A 23,402-nucleotide genomic window follows, 5' to 3' on the forward strand; every position below is an offset into this window, starting at 1 on the left:
TTGATTACACTGGCGCCCGGCCCGCGTCGGGCCTCCCGTTTCGTCTCCCATAAGGTTTCTCATGGCTCTCAAGGCAACCGTATTCAAGGCTCAGATCTCCCTCTCCGACATGGACAGGGGGCTCTATCAGGACTTCTCCCTCACCCTGGCCCGTCACCCCTCCGAAACCGACGAGCGCATGATGATCCGCCTCGCCGCCTTTGCCTGGCATGCCGCCGAGCGGCTCGAATTCACCAAGGGGCTGTCGGCGGACGATGAACCCGAGCTGTGGCGCAAGAACTACTCCGACGAGATTGAGCTCTGGATAGAGCTGGGCCAGCCTGACGAGCGCCGCCTCAAGAAGGCGTGCAACCGCTCGCGCCAGGTGGTGCTCTATCTCTACGGCGGGCGCGGCACCAGCGTCTGGTGGAAACAGAACCAGGGCAAACTCACCGCCCACGACAACCTCAGCATCATCGAACTCAGCGACAGCCAGACCCTGCCGCTGGCGGCCCTGATCCAGCGCACCATGCAGCTCACCTGCACCATCTCGGACGGTCAGCTCTGGATCAGCAACGGCGAGGCCGAGGTGACCCTGGATCCCCAGGTGTTGCACGGCAAGCAGGCGCGGGAACTGGTCTGACGCATCGGCAGGCGTGTGTAAGCGACATAGCGGGGCAAAACAGAGGCAAAAAAGAACCGGATCCTGGGACGGGATCCGGTCTCATTGGGGGAAAGGGTCACGCATAGGGCGCCTGGCTCATCCCTTCTTGTCGTCGGCGAAGGTGATGTTGAGTTCGAGCACCGACAGCTCATCACTCTTCTGATCCAGTTGCACCGTCACCTTCTCGGGGTCTATCTGCACGTACTTGCGGATGACGTCCAGGATGTCCTGCTTGAGCTGGGGCAGGTAATCCGGCCCCCCTCTGGACGAGCGCTCATGGGCGACGATGATCTGCAGCCGCTCCTTGGCGGTCTGGGCCGTCGTCTGCTTCTTGGTGGAACGAAAATAATCAAAAATAGACATGCTTAACTCCCGAACAGACGGCTGAAGAAGCCCTTCTTCTCTTCTTGCAGGAAACGGAACTCGGTGGCGTCTCCCATCAGACGGGAAACGGCGTCTTCATAGGCCTTGCCCGCATCGGACTCTTTATCCAGGATGACGGGTTCGCCCGAGTTGGAGGCGCGCAGTACCGCCTGGGACTCGGGAATGACGCCGAGCAGCGGGATGGCCAGGATCTCCTGCACGTCCTGCACGCTCAGCATGTCGCCACGGCTGACCCGGGTCGGACAGTAGCGGGTGAGCAGCAGGTGCTCCTTGATGGGATCCTCGCCGCGCTCGGCCCGGCGGGACTTGGAGGCCAGGATGCCGAGGATCCGGTCCGAGTCGCGCACGGAAGAGACTTCCGGGTTGGTGGTGACGATGGCCTCGTCGGCGAAATAGAGCGCCATCAGGGCGCCGGACTCAATCCCGGCGGGGGAGTCGCAGACGATGTACTCAAAGCCCATCTCTGCCAGTTGATCCAGTATCTTCTCGACCCCCTCCTTGGTGAGGGCGTCCTTGTCCCGGGTCTGGGAGGCGGGCAGGATGAAGAGGTTCTCGCTGCGCTTGTCCTTGATCAGGGCCTGGTTGAGGTTCGCCTCGCCATTGATGACGTTGACGAAGTCATACACCACGCGCCGCTCGCACCCCATGATGAGGTCAAGATTTCGAAGGCCAATATCGAAATCGATGACCACCGTCTTGTGGCCCCGCTGGGCCAGTCCCGTACTCAATGCCGCGCTGGTAGTGGTCTTGCCAACGCCACCTTTGCCGGACGTAACGACTATGATTCGCGCCATTCTCGCTTCCTTGTAACTCTATTTGATGCGGTCTATTCGGAGTTGTTCATTATCCAACCGGACATGGACCGGCTGTTGTATCAGGTCGGCTGGCAGTGCATCGCTGAGCTGGAAGGTGCCCGCGATGGAGAGGAGCTCGGCCTGCAATTGCTGGCAATAGATGCGGGCATCGCCATTACCGCGCGCCCCGGCTATTGCCCGGCCCCGCAGGGCCCCGTAGATATGAATGCTGTCATCGGCCAGAACTTCGGCCCCCTGGCTCACCGAGCCGAGCACCACCAGGGAGGTGCCGACCGCGTAGATCTGCTGGCCGGAACGCACCGGACCGACATGGACCTTGCTGGCGATCAGGGGGGCGGGGAGCTGGTGCTCGGCGACCTCGGGCGGAGTGGGCTCGGCGGCCGGTTCGGCATCGACCAGGACCTCGGCCTTGCGGCTGCGTCCCGAGGTCATCACCGCCAGACCCGCCGCCTTGGCGGCGGTCTTCATGGCCTCATCCTTGGCCCCTGTGATGCCGACCAGCACGAAGTCTTCCGCTTCGACCAGGGCCTTGAGCTCGTCAAAATCCGGTTGCTGCGCGAGTTTTTCCACATTGAGCACCAGGGGCGCACAATTGAAAAAACGGGGCGCCAGCGCCACCTTGGCGGCCAATAACTGGCGTATCTTGTCCGGCGCGGCATCGTTGATATGCAACACAGAAATAGTGAAGGTGGTCCCTTTCAATTCGTTATCGCGCTCAACCATGACTTTCCCCGAGACAGAGACGGTAATCCGTTATTGTTATTGATTGCCTGATGTTATAGTTTGCCCACTTCCGAGGCAATAAACTCAGCGGATTATATCAATTTCCATGTTGTGTGCAGTCTATAAAAGTCGCAAAAAAGCGGACACCTATCTCTTTGTCGAAAAAAGAGATGATTTTTCCCGGGTTCCATCCCCCCTGATGCAGACCTTCGGCCCTCCGCAACTGGTGCTGATGACCCGGCTCACCCCGGGCAAGCCCCTGGGCATGGCGAGCGTGAGCCGGGTGATGGAGGCGCTGCGCCAGCAGGGCTTTTATCTGCAGGTGCCGCCGCCGGTGGAGAACCTGCTCGAGCAGCACAAGCTGGCGCAAACCCGGCGCAAGGCCCCCTGATATTATCGGACGCCCCCTGTCGCCGGGCGCCCCTCCCCGGGGCGTCTTCCTCCCGGGCTTCGGTTGTTTCCCCGTTATTGCATTGTACCCCCGCCCTAATTATCCGCTTGGCCGCCATGGCCTCGCTAAATACCCCGTCTGCCGCGAGCGATAATCTCTTTCGCCTTCGAATGAGCCTTGAAAATATATTTTCAAACGGCGATAGACTTGTATAAATATACAGGTGTCCTTCCTGTGCTTTATTGACGACCTGGATCCCGGGACATGGCGGGGCGCGCTGCCATGGGACCAGCAAGGGTACTTCGGCAAGGCGAGAGGGAGGGGGCGGCGGCGCGCCAGGGAGAGGCAGTGAAAGGCGGGCAGCAAAAAGGCGGGAGATCCCGCCTTTTTCATCGCACGGCGTCGCCGCTTATTCGCAGGCGACCTGCATCACCTTGATGGCCAGGCCGCCGCGGGAGGTCTCGCGGTACTTGGAGTCCATGTCCTTGCCGGTGATGTACATGGTCTCGATCACCTTGTCCAGCGACACGCGCGGCTTGGAGGTGCGGCGCAGGGCCATGCGCGAGGCGTTGATCGCCTTCATGGAGGCGATGGCGTTGCGCTCGATGCAGGGCACCTGCACCTGGCCACCGACCGGATCACAGGTCAGACCCAGGTTGTGCTCCATGCCGATTTCGGCGGCTTCGCAGACGTGCTCCGGGCTGCCGCCCATCAGCTCGGTCAGGCCGGCGGCGGCCATGGAGCAGGAGACGCCCACCTCACCCTGGCAGCCCACTTCGGCCCCCGAGATGGAGGCGTTCATCTTGTAGAGCATGCCGACGGCCGCGGCGGCCAGGTAGAAGCGGGTGTACTCTTCGCGGCCCACCGGCTGGATGAACTTGTCGTAGTAGGCCAGCACGGCGGGGATGATGCCGGCGGCGCCGTTGGTCGGTGCCGTGACCACGCGGCCACCGGCGGCGTTCTCTTCACTCACCGCCAGGGCGAACATGTTGACCCAGTCGATGATGTTCATGGGGTCGCTCGACAGGCTCTCGTTGGTGGTGAGCTGGCGATAGAGGGGAGCGGCGCGACGGGGCACCCGCAGCGGCCCGGAGAGCACACCCTCGGTGCGGCAGCCGCGCTCTATCCCTTCCCGCATGGTGGTCCAGATCTTGCCGAGCTTCTTGTAGATCTCTTCCGGGGTGTTGAAGCACTTCTCGTTCTCCATCATCAGGGAGGAGATGGAGAGGCCGGTCTGGCTGCAATGGGCGATGAGCTCGGCGGCGCTCTTGAACGGGTAGTTGACCGCCATGTCGCCGCTGTCGGCCTTGCCGAAGTTCTCCTCGTCGACGATGAAACCACCGCCGATGGAGTAGTAGGTCTTGCTGTAGGCCTTGGCATCCTCGATGAAGGCGGTCAGGGTCATGCCGTTCTCATGCAGGGGCAGGGCCTCGTCATGGAACACCATGGCATCGCGCGGGAAGCTGACGGTGTGGCAGTGCAGGCCGATGGGCAGGCGACCGGTCTGCTCGACCCGGGAGATGAACTCGGGGATGCCGTCGATATCGACATTTTCCGGCAGGTTGCCCGCCAGGCCCATGATGATGGCGGTGTCGGTATGGTGACCCTTACCGGTCCAGGAGAGGGAGCCATAGACATCGACCTGGATCCGGGTGATATCACGGATCTTGCCGCTCGCTCGCAGCTCGTCCACGAACTGCTTGGCCGCTTTCATCGGGCCCACAGTGTGGGAGGAGGAGGGGCCAACACCGATTTTGAAAATATCAAAAACGCTGATCATCTAGTAGTTACCTCTGGGTAGAAGCCGGCGCCTTGCCGGCTTGCAAAAGGGGGTGATCCATGGCGCTTGCGTCGTGACATCGCCCTAAGGTCCTGGACCTGGTAACGGCAGTGTAACGCGGTCTGCCTTAAAAAAAGTTGAAACAGGTCTATTTTTGTTGAACCAAAGGCCGCGAGTATAAAATTTATTTTGATGCTTATCCATTTTGTTAATCGTTTGGCAAACGTTTTGCGAAAAAATACCCGGCGAGGCCGGGTATAGCGGGGAAAATGGGGTTCGTATGGGTTTCTTGCATCGCGATAGCCCCGAGGAGAGTCCCTGCGACGCTGCGGTGTTAACACTCTGTGATGTTCACCGCCAGGCCCCCTCGGGCCGTCTCCTTGTACTTGGTCTTCATGTCGTTGCCGGTCTCCCACATGGTCTTGATCACCTTGTCCAGGGAGACCTTGTGCTCGCCGGTACCCCGCAGGGCGAGGCGGGCGGCGTTGATCGCCTTGACCGCCCCCATGGCGTTGCGCTCGATGCAGGGCACCTGCACCAGGCCGCCGACCGGATCGCAGGTGAGCCCCAGGTTGTGCTCCATGCCGATCTCGGCGGCATTCTCGACGATGGCGGGGCTGGCGCCGAGCAGCTCGGCCAGGGCTCCCGCCGCCATGGAGCAGGCCACCCCCACCTCGCCCTGGCAACCCACCTCGGCCCCGGAGAGGGAGGCGTTCTTCTTGTAGAGGATGCCGATGGCGGCGGCGGTGAGGAAGTAGCGCACCAGCAGCGCGTCATCCACGGTGCGCACGAAGCGATCATAGTAGTGCAGCACGGCGGGGATGATGCCGGCGGCGCCGTTGGTCGGTGCCGTGACCACCCGGCCCCCGGCGGCATTCTCCTCGTTGACGGCCAGGGCGAACAGGTCGACCCACTCCATCACCATCAGGGGATCCTTGTTGAAATTGGTCTCGCAGCTGAGCTGACGGAACAGGGCGGGGGCCCGTCTGCGTACCTTGAGCCCGCCGGGCAGCACCCCCTCGCTCTGGCAGCCCCGGGTCACGCAGCCCTGCATGGCGTGCCAGATCTTGCGCAGCCCCGCCACTATCTCCTGCTCGCTGCGAAACACCTTCTCGTTGGCCAGCATCAAGCCGGACACCGAGAGGCCGCTCTCCTGGCAGTGGGCCAGCAGCTGGGCGCCGCTGTCGAACGGGTAGGGAATGGGGTGCGCCGCCTCGAAGGCCGCCGCCTCCTCCCGGGCGCTGGCGAAGTGGCTCTCCTCTATGATGAAGCCGCCGCCGATGGAGTAGTAGGTCTGGGCCAGCAGCAGCTCGTCCCCCTCATAGGCGCGCAGCGTCATGCCGTTGGAGTGGGCGGGCAGAGTCTTGCGGCGGTTGAAGAGGATGGCGCCATTGCGAGGGAAGGCGCTCGCTTGCTCGCCGGCCAGGGTGAGGGTCTGGCTGCGCTCCACGTCGGCGAGGAAGGCGGGGATCCCTTCGATATCGACGGTATCGGGCTCGAATCCCGCCAGTCCCAGGATGATCGCCTTGCCGGTGCCGTGTCCCTTGCCGGTCTGGCCGAGGGAGCCGTAGCACTCGGTCTCGACCCTGTGGGTGCGCGCCAGCAGACCCTGCGCCTTGAGCTGGGTCACGAAGGCGTGAGCCGCCCGCATGGGGCCGACCGTGTGGGAGGATGAGGGGCCTATCCCGATGGAAAACAGGTCGAAGACGCTGATCATGACATCACTCCGCTTATGGGTTTTGTCTAAACATTGTAAATTTTTTGTAGTCGATGGGAAGAGGGGGAGGTGAGGGATGTGATGGCGCCATGAAAAAGGGCTGCCGAGGCAGCCCTTTGCGGGGATTTATCCGTGTCCGACTTAGCCGAACAGCTGATAAAGGATGGCGGAGATGGCAACCAGACCCATGGTGGTCACGAAGACGTTGCTGATCTGGCCCTGATACTTGGCCATAGCGGGCACGCGCTTGATGGCGTACATCGGCATGATGAAGAGTATGGTGGCGATGATGGGACCGCCCAGGGATTCGATCATGCCCAGGATGGAGGGGTTGACCACGGCGACGACCCAGAGGGTGAGGATGAAGAAGGCGATGATGATCATCTCGATCAGCTTGTGGTTCGGCTCCTTGTTGGCGCCGCGCATCTGCTGGACGATCAGGCCCTTGAGACCTTCACGGGCACCCAGATAGTGGCCGAAGAAGGAGGAGACGATGGCCACGAAGGCGACCAGGGGACCGAAGTAGGAGATGAGCGGGCTCTCGTGCTGGTTGGCCAGGTAGGAGAGAACGGCGATGTTCTGGGCCTTGGCTTCCGCCAACTGGGCCGGAGTCAGGCTCATGACGCAGGAGAAGACGAAGAACATCACGAAGCCCAGCAGCAGCATGGCGGTGCGCTTCAAGATGGCATCGGACTTGGCCACGGCCTGGTCGCCATGGTCACGGCGCTGGGCCAGGGCGAAGCTGGAGATGGCCGGGCTGTGGTTGAAGGAGAACACCAGCACGGGGATGGTCAACCACAGGGTAGTGGCAAAATCCTTGCCGGAGGGAACCTGGGCCAGGGCGGCGCCGGTCCAGTCCGGGATCAGATAGAGGGAGATGCCCGCCAGGACGGCGATCAGGGGGTAGACCAGGAACTGGGTCACCTTGAGCATCAGCTTCTCACCGGCCAGCATCACGGACATCATGCCCATGATCAGCACGATGGAAAGGATCCAGCGCGGCGGCGCGGCCATCTGCAGCTGGTTGACCATGAAGCTCTCGACCGTGTTGGTGATCCCTACGCCATAGATGAGGACGATGGGATAGATGGCGAAGAAGTAGAGCAGGGTGATGAGCTTGCCGGCGCCCACGCCGAAATGCTCTTCCACCACCTCGGTGATGTCCGCATTGGGCTTCTTGGAAGAGAGCACGAAGCGGGACAGGCCGCGGTGGGCCAGATAGGTCATGGGGCCGACCAGCAGCGCCATGCAGACCAGCGGCCAGAAGCCACCCATGCCGGCATTGATGGGCAGGAACAGGATCCCTGCGCCGACGGCGGTACCAAACAGGCTGATGACCCAAGTGGTATCCTGTTTGCCCCAACCACGGGATTGAACGGAGCTTGTTCCTTGCTCCTTGGTGACCGCAGCGTCCTGTGCGTGAGTGACGGTATTTGACATGTGTCTGACCCCAGATGTGTGGTTTTTATTAATCCGGCGCAAGGATACTGTCTTTGCGGGTGAAAATGTTGATCAAATTCACTTTTCCACCGTCGAAACCCGCACTTTTTTATGGAAACGTGATCAAAAGAATAAAATTTCAATTTTTGTTTATCATTTCCGGTGTTATTTGAATGTTAAATCCCGATTTTCACCCCAAATAATGTAACGACGCTGTTAAATGGCGATCTGGGCGGCCAGTTGCCGGATCATGCTGGCGGTCGCGCCCCAGATGTATCTGTGCTGCCAGGGGATCCAGTACAGGGTGTCCCGGCGCCCCTGACGCTGCAGGGTCATGCTGATGTAGCGGGCGGGATCGAGCAGGTGGTGCAGGGGCACCTCGAAGGCGGCGCTGACCTCATCCTCGTTGAGCCCCAGCCGGTAATGCGGATCCAGCAGGCCGACCACGGGCAGCACCTCGAACTGCGACACGGTCGGCAGCCTGGGCAGATGGCCGAGCAGGCGGATCTGGCTGGCGGGCACCCCTATCTCCTCCTCGGTTTCCCGCAGCGCCGTCCGGTAGAGGCTCTCATCCTCCGGATCCTGGCGCCCCCCGGGGAAGCTTATCTCCCCGGCGTGGTGGCGCAGGTGGCGGCTGCGCTCGGTCAGCAGCAGGTGCAGGCCGTCGGCACGCTCGACCAGGGGCATCAGCACGGCGGCAGGATGCAGGCCCGGGCGGCTCGGGCGCACCGGGGCGGGGCTGGGCAGCTGCAACAGAAAGCGGGTCAGCAGGTCGCCATGGGTCATGGATGCTCGTTCTCCAGCAGTGGCAGGATCCGCGCCAGCTTGTCGAAGGTCTCCTGATACTCGTCCTCTACCCGGGAGTCGGCGATGATGCCGCCACCTGCCCAGCAATAGAGCTGCCCGCTGGCCGCCAGCAGGGTCCGGATGCAGATGCTGGTGTCCATGCGCCCATGTTGGCTCAGGTAGCCAATGCTGCCGCAATAGCCGTTGCGCCTGTGGGGTTCGAGCTCTTCGATGATCGCCATCGCCCGGATCTTGGGCGCCCCTGTGATGGAGCCCCCCGGGAAGCAGGCGCGCAGCAGATCCACCCCCTGCCAGCTTTCATCCAGCTCGCCATGAATGGTGGAGACCAGGTGATGGACCGCGGGGAAGGATTCGACCGCAAACAGCTGGGGGACGCTGACCGTGCCAGGCCGGCTCACCCGGCCTATGTCGTTGCGCAGCAGATCCACGATCATCAGATTCTCCGATCTGTCCTTGTCGGCGCCCGCCAGTTCGCGGGCGCTGGCCTCGTCCTGACGGGGATCGGCGGCGCGGGGGCGAGTGCCCTTGATGGGCTTGGTCTCGATATGGTGCCCGTCCAGCAGCAGGAAGCGCTCGGGGGAGAGGCTGAGCACGGCGCTGCCTGGCAGGCGCAGGAAGGCGGAGAAAGGGGCGCCATTGGCGGCGCGCAGCCGCAGGTAGGCGGCCCACTCGTCCCCCTGATAGGGGGCCTGGAAGCGCTGGGTCAGGTTGATCTGGTAGCAGTCCCCCGCCGCCAGATAGGCCTGGATGCGGGCAAATTTGTCGGCATACTGTTCGCGGCTCATGTTGCTCTGCCAGGGGCCTAGCAGGCGAAACGCCCTGGGCGCCACTTCCCCCTGGGCCTGCCACCAGGCGAGGCGGCGAGCCAGCCCGGGCGCATCACCCCAGTGCACCAGCTGCCAGCTCCCCTTCTCCTTGTCATGGATGAGGGCCCAGTCATAGAGGCCGACCGCCATGTCGGGGATGGCCACATCGGCCTGGGCCTGCACCGGCAGACGCTCGAAGCGGCGTCCCAGATCGTAGCCAAACAGCCCGAGCGCCCCGCCGATGAAGGGCAGGTCGTGCTCGCAGACCTGCGTCTGGCCGAGCAGGCGGCGCTGGGTCTCGGCCAGCAGGGCGAGGGGATCCCCGCTCAGGCGCTGCTCCTCGTCTGCCTGGCAGAGCCGGGTCAGCTCACCCTCGGTGGCGAGGGTCGCCAGGGGATCGGCGGTGATGATGTCGAAGCGATTGTCCTGGCCAAGGGGGCCCATGGACTCGAGCAGCATGGCCCAGGGCAGGTGTTGCAGCCGGGCAAACAGGGTCGCCGCGCTGCCGGTATCTGGGAGAGGATGAATGTGCAGAGATGGTTTCATTTTTTGTTACACAGGCAACAGTTTGCGCGCTGGTCCCTAGCCGGTATGGGGTAGCAAGGGTATCATAGTGGCCGCGAATGTTAGAAAAAACACGCCGCGCCCTGACGTTGGAAGGGACTTGCATGCCCCTCTCTTTCCCTCTCTGGCGTGGCCAACATGGAAGCCCTTGCTTTGCCGCCGTTCGCAAAGACAAGGACCAGTGAGGATGATATGAGCATCATAAAAAAACAGGATTTTATCGATTCCGTCGAAGGCGCCCTGCAGTACATCTCCTACTACCACCCCCTCGATTTCGTCCAGGCCGCCAAGGCCGCCTATGACCGCGAGATCAACCCGGCCGCCAAGGATGCCCTGGCCCAGATCCTGATCAACTCCCGCATGTCTGCCGAAGGCCATCGCCCTCTGTGCCAGGATACCGGCATCGTCACCTGCTTCGTCAAGATCGGCATGCAGGTGCAGTGGGACTCGGATCTCACAGTGCAGCAGATGGTGGACGAAGGGGTGCGCCGCGCCTACACCAACCCGGACAACCCGCTGCGAGCCAGCGTGCTCGCCGATCCGGCCGGCAGCCGCAAGAACACCAAGGACAACACCCCGGCCGTGGTGCACATCGACATGGTCCCCGGCAACAAGGTGGAGGTGAGCATCGCGGCCAAGGGAGGCGGCTCCGAGAACAAATCCAAGATGGCGATGCTCAACCCCTCCGATGACATCGTCGAATGGGTATTGAAGACGGTGCCCACCATGGGCGCTGGCTGGTGCCCGCCCGGCATGCTGGGCATCGGCATCGGCGGCACCGCCGAGAAGGCGGCCGTGCTCGCCAAGGAAGCCCTGATGGAGCACATCGACATCCAGGAGCTGATCGCCCGCGGACCCGAGACCACCGAAGAGAAGCTGCGGGTCGCGCTCTATGACCAGGTCAACAAGCTGGGGATCGGTGCCCAGGGTCTGGGCGGCCTCACCACAGTGCTGGACGTGAAGGTCAAATCGGCGCCTACCCACGCCGCCTCCAAACCCGTGGTGATGATCCCCAACTGCGCGGCCACCCGCCACGTTCATTTTGAGCTCGACGGCTCAGGCCCGGCCGAGCTGACCCCGCCCAGGCTGGAAGACTGGCCTGAGATCACCCGCGAGTCCGGTGGCAATGTGCGCCGGGTCAATGTCGATGGCATCACCAAGGCCGAGCTTGCCAGCTGGAAGAGCGGCGATACCGTGCTGCTTTCGGGCAAGATCCTCACCGGTCGCGACGCCGCCCACAAGCGCATCGCCGACATGCTGAAAAATGGCGAGGGTCTGCCGGAAGGGGTCGATTTCACCAACCGCTTCATCTATTACGTCGGCCCGGTCGATGCGGTGCGTGATGAGGTGGTCGGTCCGGCCGGCCCCACCACCTCCACCCGGATGGACAAGTTCACCGACATGATGCTGGGGGAAACCGGCCTCATCGGCATGATAGGCAAGTCAGAGCGCGGCCCGAAAACCGTCGAGAGCATCCGCCAGCACCAGGCCGTCTATCTGATGGCCGTGGGGGGCGCCGCCTACCTGGTGGCCAAGGCGATCAAGAAGTCGCGGGTGGTGGCCTTTGCCGATCTGGGCATGGAAGCCATCTACGAGTTCGAGGTGGAAGACATGCCGGTGACCGTGGCGGTGGACTCCCAGGGCAACAATATCCACGAGACGGGCCCGGCCATCTGGTCCGCCAAGATTGCCGAGCTCGACGGCAAGCTCTCCTCCTGAGTCGGCAGGCGGGGGCGCCCGCCTCCCGTCATCGTAAGCGGCGGCCCTCGGGCCGCCGCTCTGTTGTTGCCTTTGTGTTCATTTGACCTGACCCCCCGTTTTGCCGGCCCTCGTTCAGATCAGCGCCTTGCGCCAGCGGGGCAAGGGGAGCAGGTTGGCACACCTTCAAACCTTCAAACCTTCAAACCTTCAAACCTTCACACCTTCACACCTTCACACCTTCACACCTTCACACCTTCAAACCCTCAAACCCTCAAACCCTCAAACCCTCAAACCCTCAAACCCTCAAACCCTCAAACCCTCAAACCCTCAAACCCTCAAACCACGCAAGCCGCTCGGCTCTCTCAGGCGTCCTGGGTCGTTCAACCCTCTCAGGGTTCTCCAAGGCTTCAAGGCTGTCAAATACCTCGCCATCCTCATGGCTGCTTGCCGCGAGCGGCATGAGGCTCAATGATTGAGGTAGATGTCCTGGTTGCCATAGTTCACGGCCAGCCCCTGGCTCGTCTCGCGCTGGAAGTAGTGGGTCAGCATCTCCTTGCCCTGGCTCAGTCGGAGCAGGCGCTCGGTATCCAGGCTGATGGCCTCGGGCAGCCAGGTGACGACGGCGGCGCAGCGGCTGCGGTCGAGTGCCAGCTCCAGGGTGCGTTGCCAGTTCTTGATCTTGTGGCCGTGGACCACCAGCACGTGGGCCGGATCTATGCCATGGGCCCGCAGCTGGGCGGCGACCGGCAGACCGGGGGGCGCGATCAGCAGGATCCAGCCTCGCTTCGCCTGGCTTATCTGCCCCAGGGCGCCCAGCAGCTGGGCCCCGTCTCGCACTGTCATGGCGGATGCGCCCGGATGGCGTGTCAGATGACGAGTCGGCCAGGGTTGGGTCAACCCGGCGGTCAGGGAGGCAAGGGGGCGGCTCATTGGCTGGTTCATCTGCTGATTCCTGTATGAATTACCATGCTGTATGGGTATACAGTAGTTGCATCCAGTGCATTCGACAAGCCGTTTCTGCTCAAAAATGTGACGCAGCTAACCTAGATAAACGCCATCTCATTGATACCTATCTGGTTTCTTTATCATGGCTTCGAATGCTTATGGTCCGATAAATGGACAAAACCCGGCAGGGGGGCCATGGTTATACAGGGTTTAACAGAGGAGCCATGTCATGGATGCCACGACTTTGCAGCGATTGGATGCCAACATCTTGCTGGGGATCGTCAACGAGAAGCTGAGGTTGGAGTGCGACAATCTCGATGAGCTGCTCGCCTACTACGACATGAGCGAGGATCAGCTTGCTACCCGCCTGCAGCAGATTGGTTATCAATACGACGGTGCGAGCAACCAGTTTAAATCCAGGTTGCTATGAGTCTGTTTTGAATCGGAAATGTTAAAAATCAGCCGCTCTAGGGCGGCTGTTTTGTTGTGTCGGTGTGGTCGGGAGTTGAAAACGATTTCACCTTTCCGTTTTATTTTCAGATATTTTCAAGCCATCCATTGGTTGGGGATAACGTGAAACCATATTCATGCTCAATACAGGGTTCAAATAACCATCATTAATGAAAAGCTATTGATCTATATGGATTTTAATCTCTGGTGACAGGAAAGGGTTTTCATTGTTAAACTGTCACTTTCATACGTTAAACTGTGACGTAAGTTAACTTTTATATCGGCATCATTCGTTAGTATGTCAACGCCGGAATACATATCTCAGATAACTAAAAATCGGTCCCTGGCGGGTAAATAAATTATTTAAGTAACGAAGGAAACAGCGTTATGGCTAGCAAGAAGAAGACAGAGCTGGATCTGCAACTGAATAAAGATCAACTCAAGGCGAGCATAGTGCGTCATCTGCGCTCCACCCTGGGTACCAGTGAGCAGAAGGCCTCGCCCCAGTCCTGGTGGAAGGCGACAGCCGCCGCCGTCAATGAGCTGGTGTACGAGCGCCTGACCCGTACCCAGCAGACTCACCTTAGCGAGGATACCCGGGCTATCCACTACTTCTCGGCCGAATTCCTGATGGGGCGGCTGACTTCCAACAACCTGCACAACCTCTCTCTCTATACCTTGTGCGAAGAGGCGCTGGCCGAGCTGGGCCTGGAGCTGACCGATCTGTGCGAGCAGGAGCCGGACATGGCCCTCGGCAACGGTGGCCTGGGGCGCCTGGCGGCCTGCTTCATCGACTCCATGGCGACCCTGAACTACCCGGCGGTGGGGTATGGCCTGCACTATGAGCACGGCCTGTTTCGCCAGGAGATCCAGGATGGTCGCCAGATCGAGCGTCCGGACTCCTGGCGCGAATATGGCAACCCCTGGGAGATCTGCCGCCCCGAGTCGGTGCAGGAGATCCCCCTGTATGGCTATGTGGAGACCCGGTTCTGCGAGAGCGGCGCCCTGAAGAAGGTGTGGCATGCCGGTCGCAAGATCAAAGGGGTGCCCTGGGATATCCCTGTGGTGGGCTTTGGCGGTCACACCGTCAACATACTGCGCCTGTGGGAGTCCCGCGCCTCCGAGTTCTTCGACTGGGACGTGTTCAACGCCGGTGGCTATGTCGACTCCCAGGCGGAAAAAGCCCAGGCCGAGACCATCTCCAAGGTGCTCTACCCCAACGACGAGACGGACGCGGGCAAGGAGCTGCGTCTGATCCAGCAGTACTTCTTCTGCGCCTGCTCCATCAAGGACATCATGCGCCGCTACAAGCGGGTCCATGGCAGCGATTTTGGCAAGTTTGCCGCCCAGATCGCCATCCAGCTCAACGATACCCACCCGACCGTGGCCATCCCCGAGCTGATGCGGGTGTTGGTGGACGAAGAAGACTTGCACTGGGATGCCGCCTGGGCCATCTGCTATCAGGTCTTCTCCTACACCAACCACACCCTGCTGCCGGAGGCGCTGGAGAAGTGGAATGTCAGCCTGTTCGAGAAGGTGCTGCCCCGTCATCTGGAGATCATTTACGAGATCAATGCCCGCTTCCTCGGCGATCTGGTGGAACCCAAGTGGCCGGGCGACAACGCCATCAAGGCCAAGCTCTCCATCATCGAAGAAGGGGACGTGCGCAAGGTCCGCATGGGCAACCTGTGCGTCATCGGCTCCTCCAGGGTCAACGGCGTGGCCGAGATCCACTCCAAGCTGGTGAAAGAGGATCTCTTCCCGGAATTTGCCGCCCTCTGGCCCGAGAAGATGTGCAACGTCACCAACGGGGTCACCCCCCGCCGCTGGCTGCTGGCCTGCAACCCCGAGCTGGCCGATCTGTACAACGAGGTGGTGGGCAAGGAGTGGCCGCTGCAACTGGACAAGCTGCGCGGCGTGGTGAAGTTTGCCGATGACAAGGCATTCCAGCAGCAGTTCATGACCATCAAGCGTCACAACAAGGAGAAGCTGGTCAAGGTGATCAAGGCCGAGACCGGGATCGACGTGGATGCCAATGCCATCTTCGACATCCAGATCAAGCGCCTGCACGAGTACAAGCGCCAGCAGCTCAACCTCATCCACATCATGGCGCTCTACCGTCGCCTGCTGGCCAACCCCGACTATGACATGCACCCGCGGGTGTTCATCTTCGGATCCAAGGCGGCGCCCGGTTACAAGCTGGCCAAGGACATCATCTACGCCATCAACAAGCTGGCGGAGCGGGTCAACAACGACGCCCGCATCCAGGGCAAGCTGAAGGTGGTGTTCATGCCGAACTACCGCGTCAGCCTGGCGGAGAAACTGATCCCGGCGGCCGATGTCTCCGAGCAGATCTCTACCGCAGGCTACGAGGCCTCGGGTACCGGCAACATGAAGTTGGCGCTGAACGGTGCCATCACCATCGGCACCCTGGATGGGGCCAACATCGAGATCGCCGAAGAGGCGGGGGCAGAGAACTGCGCCATCTTCGGGCTCAACGTGGACGAGGTGAAGTCCCTGAAGGCACGCGGTTACAACCCGTATGACTTCTACTATGCCAACTCCGAGCTCAAGGCGGTGCTGGACTGGTTCGATACCGACTACTTCACGCCGGGCAAGCCGGGGGAACTCTCCTCCATCAAGCGCTCCCTGCTGGAAGGGGGGGATCCTTACCTGACCCTGGCAGACTTCGAGTCCTACTCCGAGGCGCACAAGCTGGTGGACACCTGGTATCGCGACCCGGCCCTGTGGGCGAAGAAGGCGATCATCAACTCGGCCACCATGGGCAAGTTCAACTCGGACCGTTCCATCCAGGACTATGTCGAGCGGATCTGGAAGCTCGAACGCTGCAAGGTGGGTTGATCACCGCCATAGGCCGCAAGCCCCCGCATGCCGGGGGCTTTTTTGTGCCTGTCTCCCAGGCCGCCGAGCAGGGAGGCCCTTGGGCGAGGGAACCTTGGGTCATGGCGCCAGTGGCCTGGTTGAGCCAGGCCCTGGAGGCGGCCGGGCCAGGCGTGGGAACCCGGTCGGGAGGACATAAAGGGAACCCTATTCAAACGAAAGGCCGCCAGGAGTCGTGAGTGGCGATCGGCTTACGGGAGGAGAGGGCAGGAGCGGCCTGGCGGTGGGCTTGCGACTGGGGCGCTGGCAAGGATCTAGCCGCAACCTTGCGTGAGGGGAGCCCTGCCCTGGGTGGCGCTGGCAAGGCGCGGCCCGGGCCTGAGGGGGAGTTTGCCCTGGGTGGCACAGAGAGTGAGGACGGCGGTTGTCGGCGCTGCCGGCGCGGGATCCCGGCTTGAGGCGGTTGGCTGCGCGCGAAAAAAAGCCCCCGCGAGGCGGGGGCCTGGGTGGCCGGATCCGTGACGACTCAGAGGATGTCGCCGACGAAGAAGGCCAGGATGGCCAGCAGCAGGGTGAACACCAGGTTCAGGGCCAGGCCGGCGCGCATCATCTCCCGCTGCTGGATATGGCCGCTGGCGAAGACGATGGCGTTGGGCGGCGTGGCGACCGGCAGCATGAAGGCGCAGGAGGCGCCGATGGCGATCAGCACCGACATCACCACGGGAGAGACCCCCAGGGCCTCGGCCACCCCGGCAAACAGCGGGATCAGCAGGGCGGCGGTGGCGGTGTTGGAGACCAGTTCGGTCAGGAACACCACGAAGGCGGCGAGCGCCAGCAGCATGATGAAGAGGTTGGCGTTGGCCAGCACGGCGGAGAGGTGCTCGGCCAGGAAGGCGCTGGTGCCCGTCGCCTTGAGGATGGCGCTTAAGGTCAGGCCACCCCCGAACAGCATCAGCACACCCCAGTCGGTGTTCTGGTTGATGTCATCCCAGCTGGCGACCCGGCTGGTGGCGATGGCGATGATGGCGCCGATGGCGATCAGGCTGTCGAACTGGGGAATGCCGCCCAGCGCCTTGGCGATGGGCTGGGAGCCTATCCAGAGCACGACGGTGACCAGGAAGATGGCCAGGGTGGCCTTGCGATCCCGGCTCCAGTGAATGGTGACATGCTGGCTCTCGACCCTGTGGCTCAAGTCCGGACGGGTGACCAAGTAGAGCAGGGCGATGCCGCAGGGCATCAGGATCAGCACCACGGGCATGCCGAACTTCATCCAGTCGGTGAAGCTGATCCCCATCTGGGCGGCGGCGATGGCGTTGGGGGGGCTGCCGACCAGGGTACCTATGCCGCCGATGCTGGCGCTGTAGGCGATGCCCAGCAGTACGAACACGAAGGTGCGGCGATCCCGCTGGCTGTCGAGCTGGGCCAGCAGGCCGATGCCAAGGGGCAGCATCATGGCGGCGGTGGCGGTGTTGCTGATCCACATGGACATGGCGGCGGTAATGGTGAACAGCAAGATGGCGCCCCAGATGAGGTGGCCTCGGGCCAGCTGCATCACCCTGGCGGCCATCAGCCTGTCCAATCCCTGCTTGGAGAGGGCGGCGGCCAGGGCAAAGCCACCGAAGAACAGGAAGAGGATGGGGTTGGCGAAATCGGTGAGGGACTTGGCCATGTCAAACACCCCGAGCAGGGTGGCGAGCAGGGGGATGAGCAGGGCGGTGACGGTGACATGGAGCGCCTCGGTCAACCAGAGGATGGCGATGAAGACCAGGATGCCGAGCCCCTTGTTGACCATGGGCTCAAATGGGAGCCATGCGAGCATGGCACACAGCAGCAACACGTTGCCGATGACGATGCCGGACTTGATATCGAACCAGCGTTGATTGGGGGAGGGATCGGGTGTGATCAGGGGAGAGACAGTGCGTTGCATAGGGCGCCTCGGTTAATTTATGGTTGTTGTTGTGTTGCAGAGGTTACGACTGTTGCGCTGTTTCAAACAGGGGCAGATCCCCAAACTTTGGCAAGGCTCACAGAGCGGTTGGCTGCAGTTACATCCTGCTAACATCACAAAAACAATACAGCATCATTTGGTGCCAGTCTGTTCCGCAAGCCATTGTTTGAATACGCTCTTTGGCAGGGCGCCAGCCTGTCTGCCGATCAGGGCTCCCCGACGAAACAGCAGCAGGGTCGGGATGCTGCGAATGCCATAGCGGGCCGCAATGTCGGGCTGCTGCTCGGTGTCGAGTTTGACGAAGCGCACGCCGGGTTCGAGTTCCCGGGCCACCTCGGCAAAGAGGGGGGCGAACTGCTGGCAGGGGCCGCACCAGCTGGCCCAGCAATCGACCACCACCGGAATGTCCGACTGGATCAGTCGCTCGAAATGGGCCGTGTCGCCCTCGATGGGGGTGATGGCGAACAGGGCATGGCCACAACGGCCACACTTGGCGTCGGCCCACAATTTCTCGCTGGGCAGCCGATTGCGGGTCAGGCACTGGCTACAATGGGTGGTGATAAGGGTCATAGGGTGCTCTCTCATCGGTTATGCGTTGATTTATCACATCCATTTCACTTTCAGGGCACGCTGACGCTAACATGGACGCACCTTGATACCTTGGGCCTTGCGGGAGCACGTCACACATGAGAGTGAAAACGGGATGAATAATAACACAGGGTCCAACCGACTGATCTTGTGTCTGGTCATGGTCACACTGCTGCTGTTCAGCGGCTATTGCTGGCGCCTGCTCAGCCAGCAGCAACGGGCCTTCGATCTCAGTGTGGCGGCCGAACTCATCCTCAACCGGGTCAATACCGATACCGTCTATCTGCTCGGGCGCGAGCAGGCCAACGACGAGCAGGTGCAGCAGCGTCTGGAGCAGCTCTCCGCCAATCTGGACAGGTTCGTGCGCCAGGTGCGCCAGGATCCGGACTCCGCCGCCAACCCCCATGCCCAGGCGCTGCTGCACGATATCGCGCTCTATCTGCGGGATCTGACGCGGCTCTCCTCCATGGAGATGGGGCTCGAATACATAGAAAAACCGTTCCAGCAGCAGTTGAGTATGGTATTGAAGGCCAGCCAGGCAGACGCCGAGCTGGTGGGGCAGGTGCGCACCCTGGCCCAGCGGCTGCACTACCTCAAACGCAACTGGGATCAGGCGGACGGCCAGGCCGTTGATCAGCTGTTGCAGCAATTGCACGGGTCGGTGGCACAGGTGCCGGCCCTGCGCAGCCTCATTGTGCTCAGCCAGGACGTGAGCGCCCAGGTCGCCAGCTACCATCGGCTGCGCAATCAGGTGATCGACATGCACGAGCTCGACGCCCTGGTGGCCTGGAAGCAGAGCAAGATCCGGCAAGCATCCGAGCTCAAGAGCCGCTTCTTCCTGCTGGTGCTGGCCGGCGCCCTGATCAGCTTCTCCCTGGTGGCCCTGACCCTGTGGCGACGCAACCAGAGGCTGAGCGAGCTCTCCCGGGAGACCGGCCTGCTGGCCCAGGCCAAGAGCGATTTCCTGGCCAACATGAGCCACGAGATCCGCACCCCCATGAACGCCATCATTGGCTTTAGCACCCTGGCATTGCAGACCCCCCTCAGCCAGCAGCAACGGGACTACCTCGGCAAGATCAAGTCCTCCTCGGACACCCTGCTGCTGCTCATCAACGACATCCTGGACTTGACCAAGGTCGAGTCCGGCAAGCTGAGCCTGGAGGAGATCGATTTCGATCTGGGGGAGCAGATAGACTCCCTGGCGGGCATGTTTGCCGACCTGGCCGAGCGCAAGCAGGTCGAGGTGATCATCAACAAGTCCCCCGCCGTGCCCGACTTCCTGCGCGGGGATCCCCTGCGTCTGGGCCAGGTGCTGGTCAATCTGGTCAACAATGCCATCAAGTTCACCGAGCGCGGTGAGGTGGAGGTGGTCATCACCCTGGCCAGTGCCGATCCCATGCGGGTGCGATTCAGCGTGCGGGACACAGGGATAGGCATCGCCGAGGAGAAGCTGGCCCAGCTGTTCCAGCCGTTCACCCAGCTGGAGGCGGGCAATACCCGCAAATATGGCGGTTCCGGCCTCGGCCTCAACATCTCCCAGCGGCTGGTGGAGCTGATGGGGGGCAAGATATCGGTGCAGAGCAAGCTCGGGGTCGGCTCCCTGTTCCAGTTCGAGATCCCCATGAGCAAGGCGGTCTATGGCGTCAGCGGGCGGCGGGTCTTCTTCGAGCAGCAGCCCCTCATCCTGGTCATGGACGACAACGAGCTGGTGCTGGAGCTCATCGGCGACATGCTGAGCCGATCCGGGGCCAGGGTGATAGGGGTCAACAGCGTCTCGCGCGCCCGTGAGGTGCTGCTGGAGGAGGGGATCAACCTCAGGCTGGCCATCTTCGACTGGCGCATGGGCCAGGAGGATGGTCTGGATCTGGCGCTGGAGATGCGCCAGCACAGCCAGTGGCGGCTCATTCCCATCCTGATGACCAGCGCCTGGGCGAAGGAGGGGCTGCAGGTGCGCATGGAGAGCATGGGGCTGCACCACTTCCTCGCCAAGCCCATGACGGAAAATGCCCTGCTGGCCAAGGTGGATGAGCTGCTCAATGGCAGCTCCTTCGATGAGAACCTGCGCCAGGCGGAGGTCCAGGGGGATCAGCAGAATTTCCACGACTTGCTGCGGGGCACCCGGGTGCTGCTGGCCGAAGACAACAGGGTCAACCAGCAGCTCATCCTCGAGTACCTCAAACGGGTCGGCGTGCAGGTGACCGTGGTCACCAATGGTCGGGAGGCGGTGGAGCGGGTCGCCGAGCAGCCGTTTGACATCATACTGATGGACTTGCAGATGCCGGTGCTGGACGGGCTGGATGCCACCCGCCAGATCCGCAAGATGGTCGACAAACACGACGTGCCCATCATCGCCCTCACCGCCAGCGCCATGCCGGGGGACAGGGAGCGCTGCCTGGGGGTGGGGATGAATGGCTATGTGACCAAGCCGGTCAGCAAGCTGGATCTCTACAACAACCTGCTGCAGTGGGTAAAACCTGTGTCCACTGGCCAGAAGGTGACGGTCAAGCCCCCCCGAGGCGATGGATCTGCTGGATCTGACCGACGCCCTGCACCGACTCGATCAGGACAGGGAGGCGCTGCAGATCCTGTTCAAGCTGTTCATGTCCGAGCATAAGGATGACCTGTGGGAGATCCGCAGCGCCCTGCGCCGCCAGGAGCCGCAGGTGGCGATACGGCTGCTGCATACCCTCAAGGGGGTCTCGGCCAACCTCTCGGCCCGGCGCCTCAACATGATGGCAGCCGAGCTCGAGTGGCGGCTGCATCAGGCAGAAGAGTTGAGCGAATCGGATCTGACCCGCTTGCAGCACATCTTCAACCAGACCCGGGATCGGGTGTCTCACTGCCTGTTGGTGGGGGATGGCAGGGCGACGCCGGAGGCGGACGAGGGGCGATCGCCCCGGCCATAGCGGCAGCCAATGCCAGGGAGGGGCCGACAGGCCCCTCCCTGTTTTCGCCGGGAGGCGCCCGCCGGGACGCCATCAAATAGCAATTATTCTTATGGTCACCACTTCGCGCTATCATGCTGGCGCTGTGACCATGCCCGTTCGGGCACTCTTTCTGCCCGCCGAGCGGGCCCTTGCCTGTGGCACCGCCTTCATCATCAAGGATCCTGTGTGAGCGTATTTCTTCGTCTGGGTTGGTTTTTCAAGGAGCAGTGGCGGCGCTATCTCATCGCCATCTCCCTGCTGGCGGTGGTGGCCGTGCTGACGGCCATTCCGCCCAAAGTCGTGGGCTGGGTGGTCGATGGCATCGGCAGCGGCCGGCTCGATCAGGCCAGCCTGACCACCTATCTGCTCGGCCTGCTCGCCCTTGGCATCACCATCTATCTGCTGCGTTACGTCTGGCGGGTCATGCTGTTTGGCGCCTCCTACCGGCTCGCCTATGTGCTGCGCAACCGCCTGTTCGTGCACTTCACCCGCATGAGCCCGGATTTTTACCAGCGCCATCGCACCGGGGATCTGATGGCCCACGCCACCAACGACATCCAGGCGGTGGAGATGACGGCGGGGGAAGGGGTGCTGACCCTGGTGGACTCCATCATGGTGGGGGCCCTGGTGCTCACCATCATGTGCAGCCAGTACTCCTGGCAGCTGACCCTGCTCTCCCTGCTGCCCCTGCCGGTGATGGCCTACTTCATGAACCGCTTCGGCAAGCAGATCTACAAGGCGTTCAAGGCGGCTCAGGGGGCCTTCTCCCGCCTCAACAACAAGACCCAGGAGGCCCTCTCCGGGGTGCGGGTGCTCAAGTCCTATGCGGTGGAGTCCCTCGAAGATCAGGGCTTTGCCGCCCTGACCCGGGAGGCGGGGGAGCGCAACATGGCGGTGGCGCGCATCGATGCCAAGTTCGATCCCGTCATCTATCTGTGCATCGGCTGCTCCTACTTCCTGGCGGTGGCCGGCGGCAGCGCCCTGGTGCTCAAGGATGAGCTGACCCTGGGGCAGCTCACCAGCTTCACCATGTATCTGGGTCAGCTGATCTGGCCCATGTTCGCCATCGCCTGGCTGTTCAACATCATAGAGCGGGGCAGCGCCGCCTATTCGCGCATCGAGCACCTGCTCGGCGAGCACGGCGAGATCCGCGAGCCCGAGCGTCCCGCCCCCTTTGTCACCCCCTTGCCGCTGCGGGTGCAGGGGCTGGGTTATGACCAGCAGGGGCGCACCCTGCTGGCGGACATCGACTTCACCCTGGCCCAGGGGGCCATGCTCGGCATAGTGGGACGCACCGGCGCCGGCAAGAGCAGCCTGCTCAAGCTGTTGATGCGCCTGGCCAATCCGGGGACGGGGCGCATCTGGATGGGGGAGCAGGCCATCGAGACCCTGGCCCTCGGGGATCTCAGGCGCCAGTTCGCCTACGTGCCTCAGGAGCCGTTTCTGTTCTCCACCACCATCGCCGCCAACATCGCCCTGGGATGCCCAGAGGCGAGCCAGCAGGAGATAGAGCGGGTGGCGCGCATCGCCTGCGTCCACGACGACATAGTGCGCTTTGCCAAGGGCTACCAGACCGAGGTGGGGGAGAAGGGGGTGACCCTCTCCGGCGGTCAGAAACAGCGGCTCGCCATCGCCCGGGCCCTGCTGTTGGGTGCCCCCATACTGGTGCTCGACGATGCCCTCTCCGCCGTGGATGCCCACACCGAGCAGCAGATACTGCAGGCGCTCAAGGGGCACAGACGGACCCTGATCCTGGTGAGCCACCGCATGACGGCGGTAGAGCAGGCGGACGAGATCCTGGTGCTGGCCCAGGGGCGGATCGCGGAGCGGGGTGGTCATCAGACCTTGATGGCCCACCAGGGCTGGTATGCGGACATGGTGCGCTACCAGCGACTCGAGCAAGACGTGGAGGAGAGCCTGTGAACCCGACTA

The 23,402-nt window shown here is 62.2% G+C and carries 17 protein-coding genes and 1 pseudogene; 7 read left to right on the forward strand and 11 right to left on the reverse strand.

Features of this window, described 5'->3' with window-relative positions:
• Positions 1–61 precede the first annotated feature (61 nt).
• Positions 62–622 carry a YaeQ family protein gene (locus ACLHZ1_RS14675; protein ID WP_111874596.1) on the forward strand — a complete coding sequence of 187 codons (561 nt, stop codon included), beginning with the start codon at positions 62–64 and terminating at the stop codon, positions 620–622.
• A 117-nt stretch (positions 623–739) separates the two neighbouring features.
• On the opposite strand, the gene minE is transcribed toward ACLHZ1_RS14675, so the two are convergent.
• The 3 genes from minE to minC are packed head-to-tail and all read right to left on the reverse strand — an operon-like array spanning position 740 to position 2,565.
• A complete protein-coding gene (minE, locus tag ACLHZ1_RS14680) occupies positions 740–1,006 on the reverse strand; it encodes a cell division topological specificity factor MinE (RefSeq protein ID WP_041998671.1) in 267 nt (88 codons plus the stop codon).
• A gap of 2 nt (positions 1,007–1,008) precedes the next feature.
• On the reverse strand, positions 1,009–1,821 hold the full coding sequence (minD, locus tag ACLHZ1_RS14685) for a septum site-determining protein MinD (protein WP_427262680.1): 813 nt from the start codon (positions 1,819–1,821) through the stop codon (positions 1,009–1,011).
• Positions 1,822–1,839: 18 nt separating this feature from the next.
• Positions 1,840–2,565 carry a septum site-determining protein MinC gene (gene minC, locus ACLHZ1_RS14690; protein ID WP_427262681.1) on the reverse strand — a complete coding sequence of 242 codons (726 nt, stop codon included), beginning with the start codon at positions 2,563–2,565 and terminating at the stop codon, positions 1,840–1,842.
• A gap of 106 nt (positions 2,566–2,671) precedes the next feature.
• Here minC and ACLHZ1_RS14695 point away from each other — a divergent pair, with 106 nt between their 5' ends.
• On the forward strand, positions 2,672–2,956 hold the full coding sequence (locus ACLHZ1_RS14695; protein WP_427262682.1) for a YcgL domain-containing protein: 285 nt from the start codon (positions 2,672–2,674) through the stop codon (positions 2,954–2,956).
• A 409-nt stretch (positions 2,957–3,365) separates the two neighbouring features.
• Here the strand turns inward: ACLHZ1_RS14695 and ACLHZ1_RS14700 are convergent, their stop codons facing one another.
• The 5 genes from ACLHZ1_RS14700 to pabB form a co-directional block, all read right to left on the reverse strand.
• A complete protein-coding gene (locus ACLHZ1_RS14700; protein ID WP_041998660.1) occupies positions 3,366–4,736 on the reverse strand; it encodes an L-serine ammonia-lyase in 1,371 nt (456 codons plus the stop codon).
• 334 nt (positions 4,737–5,070) lie between these two features.
• Positions 5,071–6,453, reverse strand: coding sequence for an L-serine ammonia-lyase (locus tag ACLHZ1_RS14705; RefSeq protein WP_427262683.1), 1,383 nt, complete (start codon positions 6,451–6,453; stop codon positions 5,071–5,073).
• Positions 6,454–6,594: 141 nt separating this feature from the next.
• The gene (locus tag ACLHZ1_RS14710) at positions 6,595–7,893 is read right to left on the reverse strand and encodes a serine/threonine transporter (RefSeq protein ID WP_427262684.1); all 1,299 of its coding nucleotides are present in this window, start codon (positions 7,891–7,893) and stop codon (positions 6,595–6,597) included.
• A 216-nt stretch (positions 7,894–8,109) separates the two neighbouring features.
• Entirely contained in the window at positions 8,110–8,679 is a 570-nt protein-coding gene (locus tag ACLHZ1_RS14715) for a CoA pyrophosphatase (RefSeq protein WP_427262685.1), read from the reverse strand.
• Positions 8,676–10,052, reverse strand: a complete 1,377-nt coding sequence (gene pabB / locus ACLHZ1_RS14720) for an aminodeoxychorismate synthase component I (RefSeq protein WP_427262686.1) — start codon at positions 10,050–10,052, stop codon at positions 8,676–8,678. The genes ACLHZ1_RS14715 and pabB overlap by 4 nt, the downstream gene beginning before the upstream one ends.
• 210 nt (positions 10,053–10,262) lie before the next feature.
• On the opposite strand from pabB, the gene ACLHZ1_RS14725 reads away from it, so the two are divergent.
• Positions 10,263–11,789 carry a fumarate hydratase gene (locus tag ACLHZ1_RS14725; protein WP_427262687.1) on the forward strand — a complete coding sequence of 509 codons (1,527 nt, stop codon included), beginning with the start codon at positions 10,263–10,265 and terminating at the stop codon, positions 11,787–11,789.
• Positions 11,790–12,236: 447 nt separating this feature from the next.
• On the opposite strand, the gene ACLHZ1_RS14730 is transcribed toward ACLHZ1_RS14725, so the two are convergent.
• Positions 12,237–12,713 (reverse strand): cell division inhibitor, encoded by a 477-nt coding sequence (locus ACLHZ1_RS14730; protein ID WP_427262688.1) that lies wholly within the window; start codon positions 12,711–12,713, stop codon positions 12,237–12,239.
• Between the two features lie 232 nt (positions 12,714–12,945).
• On the opposite strand from ACLHZ1_RS14730, the gene ACLHZ1_RS14735 reads away from it, so the two are divergent.
• Together ACLHZ1_RS14735 and ACLHZ1_RS14740 are read left to right on the forward strand one after the other, a co-directional pair.
• Complete coding sequence (locus tag ACLHZ1_RS14735; RefSeq protein ID WP_427262689.1) at positions 12,946–13,146, forward strand: DUF4250 domain-containing protein; 201 nt, start codon at positions 12,946–12,948, stop codon at positions 13,144–13,146.
• 407 nt (positions 13,147–13,553) lie between these two features.
• On the forward strand, positions 13,554–16,028 hold the full coding sequence (locus tag ACLHZ1_RS14740) for a glycogen/starch/alpha-glucan phosphorylase (protein ID WP_427262690.1): 2,475 nt from the start codon (positions 13,554–13,556) through the stop codon (positions 16,026–16,028).
• A 505-nt stretch (positions 16,029–16,533) separates the two neighbouring features.
• Here the strand turns inward: ACLHZ1_RS14740 and ACLHZ1_RS14745 are convergent.
• Together ACLHZ1_RS14745 and trxC are read right to left on the reverse strand one after the other, a co-directional pair.
• On the reverse strand, positions 16,534–17,934 hold the full coding sequence (locus tag ACLHZ1_RS14745; protein ID WP_427262691.1) for an SLC13 family permease: 1,401 nt from the start codon (positions 17,932–17,934) through the stop codon (positions 16,534–16,536).
• A gap of 153 nt (positions 17,935–18,087) precedes the next feature.
• A complete protein-coding gene (trxC, locus tag ACLHZ1_RS14750) occupies positions 18,088–18,525 on the reverse strand; it encodes a thioredoxin TrxC (RefSeq protein WP_427262692.1) in 438 nt (145 codons plus the stop codon).
• Between the two features lie 133 nt (positions 18,526–18,658).
• Here trxC and ACLHZ1_RS14755 point away from each other — a divergent pair.
• Positions 18,659–21,449: pseudogene (locus ACLHZ1_RS14755) on the forward strand (response regulator).
• Positions 21,450–21,656: 207 nt separating this feature from the next.
• Complete coding sequence (locus ACLHZ1_RS14760) at positions 21,657–23,393, forward strand: ABC transporter transmembrane domain-containing protein (RefSeq protein ID WP_427262693.1); 1,737 nt, start codon at positions 21,657–21,659, stop codon at positions 23,391–23,393.
• The last annotated feature ends 9 nt before the right edge of the window (positions 23,394–23,402 follow it).

This window comes from Aeromonas sobria (assembly GCF_050266975.1).
Lineage (GTDB): Bacteria > Pseudomonadota > Gammaproteobacteria > Enterobacterales > Aeromonadaceae > Aeromonas > Aeromonas sobria_B.